General features: G+C 32.4%; 14 protein-coding genes and 1 pseudogene. 13 read left to right on the forward strand and 2 right to left on the reverse strand.

What is annotated here, in order from left to right; translation table 11 throughout:
- The first annotated feature begins 133 nt into the window (after positions 1-133).
- From L8T27_RS25365 to L8T27_RS25395, 7 genes and pseudogenes are all read left to right on the forward strand, one after another.
- Positions 134-691 carry a hypothetical protein gene (locus L8T27_RS25365; protein ID WP_237943793.1) on the forward strand — a complete coding sequence of 186 codons (558 nt, stop codon included), beginning with the start codon at positions 134-136 and terminating at the stop codon, positions 689-691.
- 126 nt (positions 692-817) lie between these two features.
- On the forward strand, positions 818-1,384 hold the full coding sequence (locus L8T27_RS25370; RefSeq protein ID WP_237943795.1) for a hypothetical protein: 567 nt from the start codon (positions 818-820) through the stop codon (positions 1,382-1,384).
- 242 nt (positions 1,385-1,626) lie between these two features.
- Positions 1,627-1,812 carry a hypothetical protein gene (locus L8T27_RS25375; RefSeq protein ID WP_237943797.1) on the forward strand — a complete coding sequence of 62 codons (186 nt, stop codon included), beginning with the start codon at positions 1,627-1,629 and terminating at the stop codon, positions 1,810-1,812.
- A gap of 285 nt (positions 1,813-2,097) precedes the next feature.
- Positions 2,098-2,424: a hypothetical protein gene (locus tag L8T27_RS25380; protein ID WP_233317188.1), complete on the forward strand. Its 327-nt coding sequence runs from the start codon at positions 2,098-2,100 to the stop codon at positions 2,422-2,424.
- Between the two features lie 1,268 nt (positions 2,425-3,692).
- Complete coding sequence (locus tag L8T27_RS25385) at positions 3,693-5,666, forward strand: methyl-accepting chemotaxis protein (RefSeq protein ID WP_237943799.1); 1,974 nt, start codon at positions 3,693-3,695, stop codon at positions 5,664-5,666.
- A gap of 112 nt (positions 5,667-5,778) precedes the next feature.
- A pseudogene (locus L8T27_RS25390) lies at positions 5,779-5,972 on the forward strand (integrase core domain-containing protein); the annotation flags it as partial.
- 276 nt (positions 5,973-6,248) lie between these two features.
- The gene (locus tag L8T27_RS25395; protein ID WP_237943801.1) at positions 6,249-6,746 is read left to right on the forward strand and encodes a P-loop nucleotide/nucleoside kinase family protein; all 498 of its coding nucleotides are present in this window, start codon (positions 6,249-6,251) and stop codon (positions 6,744-6,746) included.
- A 326-nt stretch (positions 6,747-7,072) separates the two neighbouring features.
- On the opposite strand, the gene L8T27_RS25400 is transcribed toward L8T27_RS25395, so the two are convergent.
- Positions 7,073-7,462: a carboxymuconolactone decarboxylase family protein gene (locus tag L8T27_RS25400; RefSeq protein WP_237943802.1), complete on the reverse strand. Its 390-nt coding sequence runs from the start codon at positions 7,460-7,462 to the stop codon at positions 7,073-7,075.
- 111 nt (positions 7,463-7,573) lie between these two features.
- Between L8T27_RS25400 and L8T27_RS25405 the strand changes: the two genes are divergently transcribed.
- The 6 genes from L8T27_RS25405 (at position 7,574) to L8T27_RS25430 (ending at position 13,205) form a co-directional block, all read left to right on the forward strand.
- On the forward strand, positions 7,574-7,948 hold the full coding sequence (locus tag L8T27_RS25405; RefSeq protein WP_237943804.1) for a MerR family transcriptional regulator: 375 nt from the start codon (positions 7,574-7,576) through the stop codon (positions 7,946-7,948).
- Positions 7,949-8,229: 281 nt separating this feature from the next.
- The gene (locus tag L8T27_RS25410) at positions 8,230-8,688 is read left to right on the forward strand and encodes a VOC family protein (protein ID WP_237943813.1); all 459 of its coding nucleotides are present in this window, start codon (positions 8,230-8,232) and stop codon (positions 8,686-8,688) included.
- Between the two features lie 183 nt (positions 8,689-8,871).
- Complete coding sequence (locus tag L8T27_RS25415; protein ID WP_237943815.1) at positions 8,872-9,306, forward strand: GNAT family N-acetyltransferase; 435 nt, start codon at positions 8,872-8,874, stop codon at positions 9,304-9,306.
- A gap of 582 nt (positions 9,307-9,888) precedes the next feature.
- The gene (locus tag L8T27_RS25420) at positions 9,889-10,488 is read left to right on the forward strand and encodes a DUF4304 domain-containing protein (RefSeq protein WP_237943817.1); all 600 of its coding nucleotides are present in this window, start codon (positions 9,889-9,891) and stop codon (positions 10,486-10,488) included.
- 317 nt (positions 10,489-10,805) lie between these two features.
- Positions 10,806-12,197, forward strand: a complete 1,392-nt coding sequence (locus L8T27_RS25425) for a M1 family metallopeptidase (protein ID WP_237943818.1) — start codon at positions 10,806-10,808, stop codon at positions 12,195-12,197.
- 168 nt (positions 12,198-12,365) lie between these two features.
- Positions 12,366-13,205: a tyrosine-type recombinase/integrase gene (locus tag L8T27_RS25430; RefSeq protein ID WP_237943827.1), complete on the forward strand. Its 840-nt coding sequence runs from the start codon at positions 12,366-12,368 to the stop codon at positions 13,203-13,205.
- Positions 13,206-13,339: 134 nt separating this feature from the next.
- Here L8T27_RS25430 and L8T27_RS25435 read toward each other — a convergent pair whose 3' ends face one another.
- Positions 13,340-13,711, reverse strand: a complete 372-nt coding sequence (locus L8T27_RS25435) for a DUF3888 domain-containing protein (protein ID WP_237943829.1) — start codon at positions 13,709-13,711, stop codon at positions 13,340-13,342.
- Positions 13,712-13,979 lie beyond the last annotated feature (268 nt).

Consider the following 13,979-nt stretch of genomic DNA (forward strand, 5'->3'; position numbering starts at 1 on the left):
CTTTTTTTAAGCTAATAATAATTAATTAGAACGCTTTTTTGGCTATGTAATTGAAATAATTCTTTCTATAAAATAGAAATAAATTGAAAGGAGGCTGCAATGAATACTAAATGGAAATGGGTCGCTTGCATTTTTGGTGTGTTTAACATTTGCTGTTATTTTCATACCAGTTGGATTGAAGAAAGATCAGAAACGAACAATTTATGATATAAACAGGATTCGTGCAGAAGAAACTTTTAATCAGGAAGAAAAGGAATATATCGTGTATTTTTGGCAGAAAACTTGTTCTTCTTGTAAAGAAATAGAACAAACAGTATTAGAGTATAGGGAAAAGTATCCCCTTTATATTGCCGATATGGAAAATGATAATAATAAAGCTGCTTGGTATGATTGGGAACAGTATCATAAAGAATACGACAAGGTTATTGGCGAGGTTAAAAATTGCAAAGAAATAATAAATGGACATGTGAATATGGATGAATTCTTGTATGATCGTGAGGTTGAGTGGTCCATTGAATTAACAGAGGATGAAAGGATAGTAGCTGTTCATAACACACCACTTGGTAATACAAAACCGATTGTGAGTGCAGAAATAGAAATTACAGGTACACCGACTATGATAAAAGTTAAAGAAGGAAGAACGGAAGAATTTAGTGTTGGGACTATCGAAGCTTTAGATTTATTGAAGTGAAGGACTTATATTTATTACTAATTCTTCCAGTGTTATGGCTATTAATTGAACTTTTCTATTAATTCAATTAATTTGAAATAGATATTGATATACTTTGTTAGAAGCCAAATAAATGGAGGTATATCAATGAAAAAAATGAAAAAACTAATTGTATTAGTGGTAATTATATTATGTTTTGGGGCTGCTTTACCTAAATATAATCAAAGTGTTTCTGCGGAATCAATCGTAAGCGCTTCAAGTGACGAAAATGATTTATTAGGTATTATGGAAGAAATAACTGATGAGCAATTTAATAGTAGTGTACAAGCAATAAATGATGGGATTACTATTGAAAATGGAGTGTACAAGTTTGACAAAAACCTAGTTAAAGATACAACCTTAACTGAAAAGGAGATTGAAAATATTGATGCATTATTTTCAAACTTTCTTACTCAAGGGGAAATTGCTGAAATTGATAAGGTTGACGATAAATTAGCAAAAGACGACATTAAAAAGAATGGTAGAGCTATACCAGCTGTACTACTAGCAGCAGCTACAACAGTTGCTGCATTTGTTGCCCTTGCTATTATTGTGAATATAATAAATGATTTGTATAAACTTTCAATGTCAGGATATTGTAGTAAATGGAAAAAGTATTCTCAGATCAAAAAGGCTTGTAAACAATTAGGATATTTAAAAAGATTATCCCTATAATTATAATTATTGGTTTTGGGGCTACTACCTTAGGAGTGTTGTTTTTTGGAATTTACTTTTTCTTAAAGTATTTCAAAAATTTTTGGAAAGAATGAAATTTATAAATAACGTAAACGAAAGAACTTTTGCAACTACGTACTGTAGTTTAATTTAAAACTTTACCTAATAAACCCAACAGTCTTCAAACTGTTAAGTTCCAAAACTGCTGGGTTTATATTGTAATAAAAAAGGAGGATTTAAACTTGAAGTCTAAAGTCACTTTTCCTAATTTTCTCAATATATTAAGTTCATCTATCTTTGCGATTTTCTCTATCTCTTTTAAAAGGGAAGATTTTAGCCATAGAGTTTTTAAAATGGATACGGTTGCCTCAATAATGGGAATCAATATAATTTCTGTTAGCCTTTGTCTTCTGAACATAGTTGGTTAACTCATAGGTTTTTTTATGCTGTGTTAAATATAATGAATATATACTCAACAATTGTAGTTTAATCATTTTAAGGTTATAAAGGGCAGCATTCCTGATTAATTAAAACTAGCTTATGGCAGAAACGGGGCAGCATTCCTTTAATAAATGAAGAGAACCTTTCTTGTGTCACAAACATGGCAGTTATGTTGAAGAAGGATTTTTCTATGTCTTGGCGAATTTTTGGTTCAATAGCACAAGAACGAGTTGCCATTTAAGTAGCAATTTTTAGGGAGAGTAGATGTTGACATGAATCAATTATATTTGTCATTAAATGAAGCTGGATTGATTTTTAAGGGGCAAGCAGCACTTGCTCAAGAGGAGGTTGATTACATTTTGCTTGAAACCTATGAGAACGGAACAACAAATTCAGTGGATGTGAATACATTCGAAACGCTTTTTGGGGATGCAAAAGGTAATCCGACCTATGAAGCCTTGTCAGGAACTCATACTTTTAAATTGGGAGATGAAAATTACACAATGACTGCTGAGGAAATGGGCTATCAAAAGTATTTCGACCAATGGAAAGAAAAAGGATTGTTTAAATCTTTGTCGACTAACAGGAGAAAGATTTAATCAGCAAGAGTTATCATCTGGTTGGTACTACATCACTACATCGGCAACATTCCTGTAATACATGAAAACTTAGCTTATGGAAGAAACGTGGCAGGTTTGTTTAAGTGAATATTTTCACAATTGATATAAATTAAAACGTTGAAAGTAGCTACAAACTCTACAGACAATTCATAAGTAAATAGTGGATAAGAGCCGGTACTAAAATGAACAAGGGTAATAAGATAGTATCAGGCATGTATTTCACCCCTTTTTTGTATATACACGAAAAAAAGATGTACCGATAGTACGGCGGTACATCTTTTTTCCTTTAGACAGAATGCCATACTTTGATTGTTAAAATGAATAATATATAGAGTACGACGGTAATTAAGATCTTTTGCTTTTAATCAACCAATACGACTTTTGTCAACCTTAATTGGTTGACCTTTTTACATAAAAGTGTTGATTTATCAGTGGTATCCTTGTTTTTTATGATTCATGAAGTAAACGAAGCAGTTTTTTATAAGCTCATACATAAACCTGTTCATCTGACATTTTATAGTCAAGATACAACATCAATAAGACTAGTTAAATCTATCGTTATCTTTCCTGTTTGTTAATTCATTACCTTCATTCAAAATGAAACAATCGGAGCAGTTTAGTTGAATAAAAAGTAATTCCAAAATTGATATAAAATAAAAAATATATTTACTATATGTCTGTTTCTCAGAAGGACGTATCTACAAGGAAGAAATTGTTAAAGGAATTAAAGCACATCTTAATAATACAAATATTTCACAAACAGTATCAGAAATCTAAGATTTTTTAATTGAATTATTAAACTATGATTTTCGATTACTTGATGGAATAGTATCAGAAGTGAAAATAAAGCAACCTAAAAAAACTAAGTATTTTAAACAAATAAAAGTAGGTCAAATATTTGAAATTTATCTTGATAATATTCAAAAGTATAATTATGGTGTAATCATTAAAGGTGATTTACTCCTTAATAATGGCAATTTCAACAGTATATCCTTCAGGCGTTCGTATTTTGTTGAATCATAATTTGCCTTAAATATAAAACAGAAAAAGAAGCACTGGAAAAATTTTCTTATCAATAATAAATAAAGCATTTTCATTTCAGTAATTTTGGCAATAATATTTTTTGTTCAAAATTAAGTGCTTCAATTTCCCCTCGCCAATGCCGATATAATCGTATATAGATTGCAATCTCACCATAATTGGGCTTTGATTGCTTTCTTGAAATTAAACTTAAGGAGATAGCAGCAATGAAGAAATTAAACATCACATGGAATTTAAGGGCAAAGCTTTACACAGCATTTGCTATTATTCTTCTAATTCCAACAATAGCAGTGGGCCTCCTTTCCTATAACAGTGCAAAAAATGAACTAGAAAACAGTTTATTAAAAAGTGCTGAAGAAAATGTTAAACTGCTTAGTTCAAACATAGACAATACGCTTTCGCCAAAGGTGCATGATGCAGAATTTTTTAGTGATTTACTGACTGCAGACATGTTTACTGAAGGAGACAATAATTCTCAAGGAATCCAAAAGCTCACCCAGTATATCGGATTACATCCAGAAGCACAATCCATTTATATCGGTACAACACATGGACGAATGATTTCATATCCTAAAACTGACCTTCCAAGCGATTATGACCCAAGGGAGAGACCTTGGTATCAAGCGGGCATGGATAGTAATGATGTAGTTGTTACAAGTCCTTATAAAGATACAAGTACAGGAGATATGGTTGTTACTGTTACCAAGAAGCTAAAAGATGGAAGTGGCGTTTTGGCAATTGATATCAATATAAAAAGACTGGCAGAGACAGCGAGTAATGTTAATATCGGTCAAGATGGCTATGCCATCCTTCTTGATACACAGCAGCTATTTATCGTGAATCCAAAAGGAAAAGCTGGTGCGAAGGCTGAACAAAGTTATTATAAGGAGCTTTATAAAGCAGAGAGCGGTGTCATCGACTATACTGTTGAAGACAATAAAAGAGTTATGTATTACACGACGAATAAACTTACAGGCTGGAAAATAGCCGGAACTATGTCTTCATCAGAAATTGAAGAAGCTGCTTCACCAATTTTAAACACTACCTTCCATGTAATTGCTATAGCAGTTGTTATTGGTGCAGCAATTGTCATGGTAATAGTAAGATCGATTATTATCAGAGTAAGAGCACTCCAAAAGACAGCACAGAAAATCAGCAGTGGTGATCTAACAGAAGATATTAAAACAAATTCTAATGATGAAATTGGCAAGCTCGCTTCATCCTTCATTGACATGCAGACAAGCTTAAGAAGTTTGTTAGGAACTGTTGAGCAAAACGCTGTTCAAGTGGCTGCTTCTGCCGAACAACTTAATGCAAGTGCCATGCAGACAAGTGAAGCAACAGAACAAGTGGCAGAAGCTATTCAAGAGGTTGCATCAAGCGCTGAAAAACAAACGTCAGGAATGCAAGAAAATATTTTAGCATTAAACAGAATTTCGGCAGGGACTACTTCCATTGCTGAAAGCACTACTGCTGTTTCCGATTTGACGAGGGAAACAACCGAAAAAGCGGAAACAGGAGGCCGTTCAGTTAAGCTGACTGTTGACCAAATGAATCTTATACATGCATCTGTACTTGATTCAAATGCAGTCATTCACTCCTTGTATGACCGTTCTAAAGAAATTGGGACTATTTTAAATGTCATTACAGCTATTTCGGAACAGACCAATCTTCTAGCATTAAATGCAGCAATTGAAGCTGCAAGGGCAGGAGAATCAGGGAAGGGTTTTGCTGTTGTTGCTGAAGAAGTCCGAAAACTCGCTGAACAATCACAAAGCTCAGCAAGTCAAATTTCAGATTTAATTAAGGCCATCCAGCAGGACACAGAAAGCACTGTTCAAAAAATGACTACTGTAGTTGACAACGTTCAAAGTGGACTATCTGTATCAGAGGATGCTATTGAAAAGTTTGGTGATATTCTTTCAAGCATGAAGGAAATATCACCAAAAATGGATGAGGTATCCAACACAATTAAAGAAATGATTGTAGTAGTTAAGGAAGTAGAAGAAACTGCAAATGATGTTTCTGATATTGCGAAAAGTAATGCAGCTTCCTCAGAAGAGGTCGCTGCATCGACAGAAGAACAACTTGCAGCAATGGAGGAGATATCCTCTTCGTCCCATACACTCTCTATTATGGCAGATGAGCTACACGACATTATTAAAAAATATAAATATTAAAACAAAGCCGCCGCAGATTTGTCCTAAATCTGCGGCGGCTTTTCACTTATAGAGGGTTAATATTGATTGAACATCTTAAGTATAAATATATCTGGTGATTTAGGGATTTGTAAATGCCTGTATAGAGTCATTTCACCCATATTAAAGAAAGAAGAAGTCTATCATACCCAGTACACAGACTACCGGGCAGTGAAGCTGGCCATGTTTCAGTTTATAGAGGGCGGGTACAACAGAAACAGAATTCACAGCAGCATCGGCTATCAAACACCTCAAGCTATGGAGCATCAGATTAGAAGAACCTCTTAATACTTAACTTTTTTGTCCAAATTATTGACTCAAATCCATGGTGCTATGATGCAGTTTAGCCTAACAAGGAAATTTTATCTTTTTTGTAGAATAATCATGAGGAAGTACTTATTTGTTTATGGTAATAGTTAATGAGAGATATCAACATATCAGTCATATAACTAAAAATTGGTACAATAGTAAATTAGAAATAAATCTTAACGTCTAAATATTAATAAGAGGTGAATGTCTAAAGTAAAAAGTTTTTAACTAAACTAAGAGCGGAGGGTTAAAAATATGAAACAATTGGGGACACTATATTTTTTCTGTGGAAAAATGGGAGCTGGAAAATCAACTAAATCAAAACAATTGGCGATAGATAAACATGCTGTACTGTTGTCCGAGGATGATTGGCTTTCATCTCTTTATCCCAATCAGATTACATCATTTGAGGACTACCTAAAATTCTCAGCACAGCTCAAGCCATTCGTGAAAAAGCATGTTCAAAACATATTAAGTGTCGGTACAGATGTAGTGATGGATTTTCCGGCTAACACTCAAAACCTGCGAAAGTGGTTTTTAAATATAGCTTCAGAGGTTAATGCAAGCCATCAACTAATTTTCCTTAATCTAAATAACGAACTATGCTTACGTCAAATTGCACAAAGGCGTATCGAACAACCCGAAAGAGAAGCTTTTGACACGGAGGCGATGTTTATTCATGTTACTAAATTTTTTGAAGCACCAGTGGCATCTGAGGGTTTAAATATCTTAGAGTTGAGCGGACAAAAATAACAGGGAGTTCAATGATTCATGTGTATAGAGTGCCTTTTGTTCAGGGAGGTGCTCTATATGATATAAATTGAAATGCGAGTAAGGAATGTTTCATTGTATATAAGTTAAATCGATGTAACTTTGTGTGAAGTGATACACTTGAAAAATACTGGGGCTTTTCTTAGTAAAGGAAAGCTTCTTTTAATGGATATAATGGTAGTGTTACGTATAAAGGATTTTTTAAAAGTATTTCTGTGACTAAAATGGCCTCATTAGCCATTTGTTCAGTCCACACCCTCATTAATGGTTTTGGAAAAAAGGGCAACTAAAGTTACCCTTAAATAACATTAATTGGTTACCTTCAAATTACGTTCTTCAAAAATTTGTTTTGCAACAAAAGTTGCATTAAGAACTCTTGGAAAACCAGTGTACGGAACACATTGAGTAATCGCCTCAATCACTTCATTAGGGGTGAGTCCCACGTTAAGTGCAGCATTAATATGAACGTTAAGTTGTGGCTCACACCCTCCTTGAGTAGTAAGAGAAGCAATTGTTACAAGTTGACGTTGTTTTAAATCTAATCCCTTTCGAGAATAAATATCTCCAAAAGCAAATTCAACTACATATTTGCCAAGATCAGGGGCAGTATCCTTTAAAGAATCAATTACTCGCTTGCCTCCTTCTCCGTCTATTTCCATAAGTTTTTTCCAGCCTCTGTGATAACGTTCATTTGACATCTAATTATCCTCCTCCTTAAATTAAAATTTCTAAATAAGTTCCGTAAAAATAATTTACACTTTAGAGTGCACTCTAAAGCAATACCATTTTTATATGCTATAATTTAACATATGGATAAAAAATTTTTTACAACTCAACAAATATCAAATTTTACGGGACTATCCGTACATACGTTACGTTATTACGAAAAAATTGGACTTCTTGACAAAGTAAAGCGAGATGTAAATGGCTATCGCCAATATACGGAGTCAGATATATCATGGATAAACTTTTTAATTCGTTTACGAGTAACGGGTATGCCAGTGTCTGAGATGAAACAGTTCTCTGTTCTGCGGAGTCAAGGTGAGCTAACAGTAGGCTTGCGTCGCGGATTATTAGAGAATCATCAAAAAAATGTACAAGAAAAAATAAAAGACTTACAAATTAATCTTCAAAAGATTGAAGAAAAAATCAACTATTATAAGAAATTGGAGGTAGGGGATTAATTTGGAATACATATAATGTTCAATTATTTGCATACGACTCTTCAAAAGTAGTCGTTTTTTTATATCCATAAACAAGATTGTGAAAAACTATGTCTTCCCTTCAATAAAACAGTGCCCTTTGGTATGTCGCTAAAAGGGCAGTTTAGCATAAGTGTAATTATTCACAAACTTAGAAAATTGGTTAGGCAGTTAATTTGAATAATATTTCATATTATTCAATAATTAATATTGTTAAATCTTAATAATACCATTAGAAAGTAAACCTGGAGTTGTTGTTGATAATGATAAAAGGAATATTTGAAACACATATTAATGTAAGTGACTATAAGAAATCAGCTGAATTTTATGAAAAGCTATTAAATATTATTCCTTTACACGAGGATGCTAAGAGAAAATCCAAGTTTTATTGGGTTGGTCAACCAGGTCAATCGATGTTAGGTATCCGAGAAAATTACCCAAGCTCTTTAGTCCAAAGACAACATTTTGCTTTTAAGGTTGATCTAGAAGACATTTCTTCTGCTAAGGATTATTTATCTACATTAGGAATCGAAACAACCAACTTTTTGGGGGAGAGTTCTGAAGATTTATTAGTATTTCCTTTTATGCCTGCTGTATCTATTTATTTTGATGACCCTGATGGCCATACAATAGAATTTATTGCTATGTTAGATGACAAACCAAGACCTGAATTAAATATTATGAAGTGGAAAGAGTGGGAAATTTTATATGGTAGAGAATAAATTAATTTCTCTTATCCACTATTTGTAGGAAAAGTTTCTAAACTTTAATTTTTTCATTAACTTAGTACTATCAGCAATAGGTGAAAACTTTTCTGATTGAAGAAACATGAAATTTTGTTAAATAAAGAAAAGGCCTTTTTATTTAAAATTATAATTGGTCTATAAAAAAGGGGAGTGACTTAAATGGGGATAAGAAAAGCAAAGGTTGAGGATTGGGAGCAAATTTCTTTGTTATTAAATCAGTTAGACTATCCTGATACGGGAACTTTTATAAAGGAAAAAATGGAAACACTTCTTGCAAATCCGAATGAGGTATTACTAGTATTTGAGGAAGATCAGAGTGTTATAGCTTTAATTTCGATTCATTTTATACCTCAGTTAGCTGTAAAAGGAGATTTCGCAAGGATAAGTTATCTTGCAGTTGATAAGAACATTAGAAGTAAGGGAATAGGACGTAAGATTGAAGAATATTGCACTGATTTAGCCATAAAGAGAAATTGCGATCGAATCGAAGTGCATTGCCACTCAAGGAGAATAGATGCACATAGGTTTTATATGCGTCAAGGGTTTACGGAATCTCCAAAATATTTTATTAAAATGTTATCTCCATCTGAATAATATCCGTAATATTGTTCAATTAAATGATTTGATTAATGAAGGATAAGACATATTAATTATAAAACTATATATCCAGAGTTCCTGTAATCATTCTTATGGCACAAAAATGGCAGTATAGTCAAATAGTAAGAATTATCAGGAACTAAACTGTAAGTTATACGTATATGTAAAATAATGTGATTTTTTTCGGAAGTCATAATTTCCTTTTTTATCTAATTTAGAAAATTATAGTAAAGGAGTTGGTAATATTTATGGAACTTTTAATTAAAGGTCTTTATGGCATTGGGGAAGCTATTGCAATTTTTGCCATGTCAGCTTGGAATAAGATCTACAAAGTTGAAAATAATTAATTTATCATATGAAATAGCTAATAAACAAAACACTCTCTAGATGGAGAGTGTTTTGTTTATAAATAAATGAATAGCTCTATTCTTGTGTCACAAACAGGGCAGCATTCCTGTAATAAGTGAAACCTTGCTTATGGTAGAAAAAAGACAGGTTAGTGTAATAAGGGTATGAAGGAATTATATTAATAGAAGGAGAATATAACTCATCTAGGGTAAACGGAATGGAGAAATAGAGATGATTATGCAGGAAGTATTTAAACAACTTATAAAAGATGAAATTGCTCCTTTATTTAAGGAAAATGGTTTTAAAAAGAAAGGAAATAATTTTGCAAAGACATTCTCTGACTTTGCATGGACTGTAAATATCCAATCATCTAAGTGGAATACAAAGGAAGAAGTGGAGTTTACTATTAATACTGGTATTTTTACTGATAAATTATTTGGAATAGGTTATAGAGAGAAACCACCCAAATTTCCAACAGAAATTAATTCGGTTCTTAGACACCGAATTTCTAAACTGAAAAATGAACAGGATTACTGGTATAAAATTAACTTATCAAGTGACTTAGAGAAAGTTAAACAGGAAGTAAGCAGTGATATAGAAAGTTTGGTTTTTCCATACTTTGAAAAATTCCAAACGATTGAAGACGTCATGCAAGAGATGAAAAGAGAAGAATCACAAGACTCTTATAGCGATCTAGAACTAACTATTTTGTATCAAGTATATGGATATTATAAGGAAGCACAAGAAAGAATTATTAAAGCATACAACGAATCTAGTTATAAATCATATATTAGAGAAGTGGCTGATCAACTAAATTTATCGATAGAGTGAATGGATTCTCATGTAAAAGAGATTATTTTCAATATGGTTAAAAATCTTACTAGTTTCTTCTGGCAATAGGAGGGGATTGATCCATAAGGATTAATCCTCGTTTTTGGTTTTGTTACTAAAGTGGCAGCATTCCTGTAATAAATTAAATCATAGCTTATGGCACAAACATGGCAGGGTAGTGAAATATTTTTTAAAAACCAAGATAATACAGGAATTTCCAACTTGTGAAGAGAATGCATATAATATGTAATTGAACTCGAGGGGGGGAGTAAGCTATTAAGTACGTATACTTAAGTTTCTTTTCAGTATTAATTATAATGCTTTGCTTTCAACTTTTAAAAGTAAATAAAGTAGAGGTTAGCAACAATACTGAAGTAATTGAAAAGTCATTTACTCCAAAAACAGTACCTCCAGGTAATCATGCTTCATACGATTTAAACATTGTAATGAGTGAAAAGGAAGAATTTGAAGTAAAAGCAAAAGTAAATGTACAGAATAAATCAGAAGATAATTGGAGCGATTTAGTCTTTTATTTTATTCCTAATATCTTTACCAAACAGACCTTAGATAGTTTAGGTCAATCTTCTGCTCATCCTGGAACAGTTACAATTCGTACAATTGAAATTAATGGAGAAACAGTAGAGTTTTCATTAGAACAGGATACATTGAAAATAGATTTAAATTATGAGTTATCTCCAAATAGTGAAGTACATGTAAGCTTTACATACAATCTAACTCTTCCAGACAAAGGGTTGAGATATACAAAGAATAATGGGAACTATTACTTGGCTCAATTTTACCCAATGCTTGCTACTTATAGAAATAAGGAATGGAATAAAGAGGATTATCGGTTTAAGGGGGAGACATATCATACTAATTTTAGTGACTTTAATGTAACCTACAAGTTGCTAAATGGTTATACGCTAGTTTCTACAAGTCCAAACGATCCCAAAGAAGTTAAACAAATTGGAACATTACAAGCAAATAACGTTAAAGACTTTTTTGTAGTAATCTTGAAAGAACATTTTATAATCGAAAAAGAAGTGGGAAACACCAATATTAGAGTATTTGGCTTTGGTGATGATAAACAGCTCTCTCAGGAGGTATCGGAAATAGCTTCAGAAGCATTTATGTATTTCGAAAAAACAATTGGTCCTTATCCTCATAATCAATTAGATATTGTGTTGGATGGTAAAAGTATGGAATACCCAGGGGTTGTAACAGCATACTCAATTGATGACCATGCTAAATTACCTCCTACTTTATTAAAATCGACAGTTGTACATGAAATAGCTCATCAGTGGTTTTATGGAATAATTAGTAATGATCCATATCATGAAGCTTGGCTCGATGAAGGCTTTGCTGAGTTTGCTACAGGCCTATATTTTTATTCGAAATCAAATGAAGGTGTACCTTATAGCGTTTTAAAAGAAATGGTAAAAGGACTTGACCCGTTGCCAGTAAACTTATCTTTGGATCAGTTTGAACAGAATAATCAAAGTTCATATATTTATGGGAAATCCAATGTTATGTTATGGAAACTTTTTGAAAAAAGAGGTGGAATCAAAGAGGCTGAAAAATTTGTAAAGAAATACTATGATAATTATAAGTTTAAAGAGATAGATTCAGAAGAATTTATTCGGTTTACTAAATATTACTTTAACCTAGAGGATAATTCAGTTTTTAAAGATTGGTTAGAAGTAAATTAATTGCAAAAACAGCTGCCAATGGCAGCTGTTTTTGTTCCAAGTTATATTAAGTTTGTGAAGTATTACACTTAAACTATAGGGGGCATTTCTTCTATAAGTTCTATTAAATAAGTATAATTTATAAATTACTAGTAAATACTGTTTCATAAAAAGATAGGAAAGATGAATATGATTTTATCTGAAGCTTGGCAATTATATAATGCAGATAAACAAATTCAAGGATACTCTTCCCAAACATTAAAAGCTTATAAGGTTCAATCTACCTTGTTTATAAAATACTTAGGAGATATTCCAATACAGGATGTTAAAACGGAATCTATCAAATTGTATCTTGGGGAAGTAGCGAGTGATCTAAAAGCATCTAGCCTATGTCATCGCATTCGTTTTATTAAGTCGTTGTTCAAATGGGCGCAAGAAGAGAAATATATAACTTTTAATCCAGGAACGGCAATAAAAGAGCCTAAATTAGAGAGTAAAATCCCTAAATTTTTGACGGAAGAAGAAATAGAGCTATTAAGAGAGGCATGTCTCAGTCCTTTTGAAAAAGCATTATTTGAATTTATGTATTCTACTGGTTGTAGAATAGGAGAAATAGTAAGCTTAGATCAAAGTTCTATCAACTTCTCGGAACAGTCTGTAATAGTATATGGTAAAGGGAAAAAGGAAAGAGAAGTCTACTTTAATACTCGATGTAGTATTTGGCTAAAAAGGTATATAAACAATCGAACAGACAACGAAAAAGCTTTATTTGTTACCATCCGAGCTCCCCACCGAATGGGTATTGCACAGATGAGATATGTCATTAAACAAATATCAAGAAGAGCTAAAATTAATAAGTGTATACATCCACATCAGTTAAGACACAGTTATGCAACTACACTTATCAATAATGGAGCACCATTAGAAGTTATTCAGAATTTAATGGGACATGAAAAGAGTGAAACAACTAGGATATATGCTTATTTAAGTGGACAATTGAGACGTGAACTTTATAAAAAATATTTTTAAAAGAACTGTAGGTGATTTACAGTTCTTTTTATATGGGCATCACATCAGTTGTAGTTGATAAGAATTTTTGCTTTATCTAACATTAGTAAGAAAGGTTTTACGTTAGTAGGGAAATAGAATTAATAGCTGATACACTATTCAGGCAAATGGTTCTGGTAGGAGATTACATCATAGACTCGACTTCTTTCTCCAGGAATGCGGATAGTCATTCGAATGTTATTATAAGGTGGATTAAGTGGCCCTTCGAATCCAACAACATGTAATGTTACATCATATGAGTCTTCCTGGGGGTGATAAAGAATTGATTCTATTTTTTCTTCCGTAAAAAGCTGTAAATCACCCTTTTCCTCCATTATTTTCAATATAGTAGGGCCAAGAAACCTTAAAAAGGCAGACTCACTTAAGGAGGACTTCTTAAATTGAGGGATATTTTCTGCCATAGAGTTTGCAAATGCTAAAGAGTTAAAAGAGCAAATGATGAAGAAAGATAAGAAGATTATCCTCATAATATCATCCTTTTTTTATAAGTATTGTCTGCAATTGAATAAGGATTATACGTGAGGAAATTATGGATTGATACAAATTTAAAAATTATTTTAAAGTGACAGGTCATATATAACGAAAAACCGTAAATTGAAGTCTTTTTATGTCACAATAATGGCAGGATAGTGTAAGTGTAATTTTTCACAAAGTTATAAATTTAATATAACTTTCTGGGCAACTAAGCAGTCTTTTAAGAATAGTCCGTCCTACATTAAATGGCACTTGTTCAAA

This window comes from Niallia sp. Man26 (assembly GCF_022049065.2).
In the GTDB taxonomy this organism is placed as follows: domain Bacteria; phylum Bacillota; class Bacilli; order Bacillales; family Cytobacillaceae; genus Niallia.

Excerpts from the sequence above, each read along its gene's own strand:
- L8T27_RS25370 (WP_237943795.1), top strand. The coding sequence starts at position 818 with ATGAAAAAAATGAAAAAACTAATTGTATTAGTGGTAATTATATTATGT.
- L8T27_RS25380 (WP_233317188.1), top strand. The coding sequence starts at position 2,098 with ATGAATCAATTATATTTGTCATTAAATGAAGCTGGATTGATTTTTAAG.
- L8T27_RS25385 (WP_237943799.1), top strand. The coding sequence starts at position 3,693 with ATGAAGAAATTAAACATCACATGGAATTTAAGGGCAAAGCTTTACACA.
- L8T27_RS25395 (WP_237943801.1), top strand. The coding sequence starts at position 6,249 with ATGAAACAATTGGGGACACTATATTTTTTCTGTGGAAAAATGGGAGCT.
- L8T27_RS25400 (WP_237943802.1), bottom strand. The coding sequence starts at position 7,462 with ATGTCAAATGAACGTTATCACAGAGGCTGGAAAAAACTTATGGAAATA.
- L8T27_RS25405 (WP_237943804.1), top strand. The coding sequence starts at position 7,574 with ATGGATAAAAAATTTTTTACAACTCAACAAATATCAAATTTTACGGGA.
- L8T27_RS25410 (WP_237943813.1), top strand. The coding sequence starts at position 8,230 with ATGATAAAAGGAATATTTGAAACACATATTAATGTAAGTGACTATAAG.
- L8T27_RS25415 (WP_237943815.1), top strand. The coding sequence starts at position 8,872 with ATGGGGATAAGAAAAGCAAAGGTTGAGGATTGGGAGCAAATTTCTTTG.
- L8T27_RS25420 (WP_237943817.1), top strand. The coding sequence starts at position 9,889 with ATGATTATGCAGGAAGTATTTAAACAACTTATAAAAGATGAAATTGCT.
- L8T27_RS25425 (WP_237943818.1), top strand. The coding sequence starts at position 10,806 with ATGCTTTGCTTTCAACTTTTAAAAGTAAATAAAGTAGAGGTTAGCAAC.
- L8T27_RS25430 (WP_237943827.1), top strand. The coding sequence starts at position 12,366 with ATGATTTTATCTGAAGCTTGGCAATTATATAATGCAGATAAACAAATT.
- L8T27_RS25435 (WP_237943829.1), bottom strand. The coding sequence starts at position 13,711 with ATGAGGATAATCTTCTTATCTTTCTTCATCATTTGCTCTTTTAACTCT.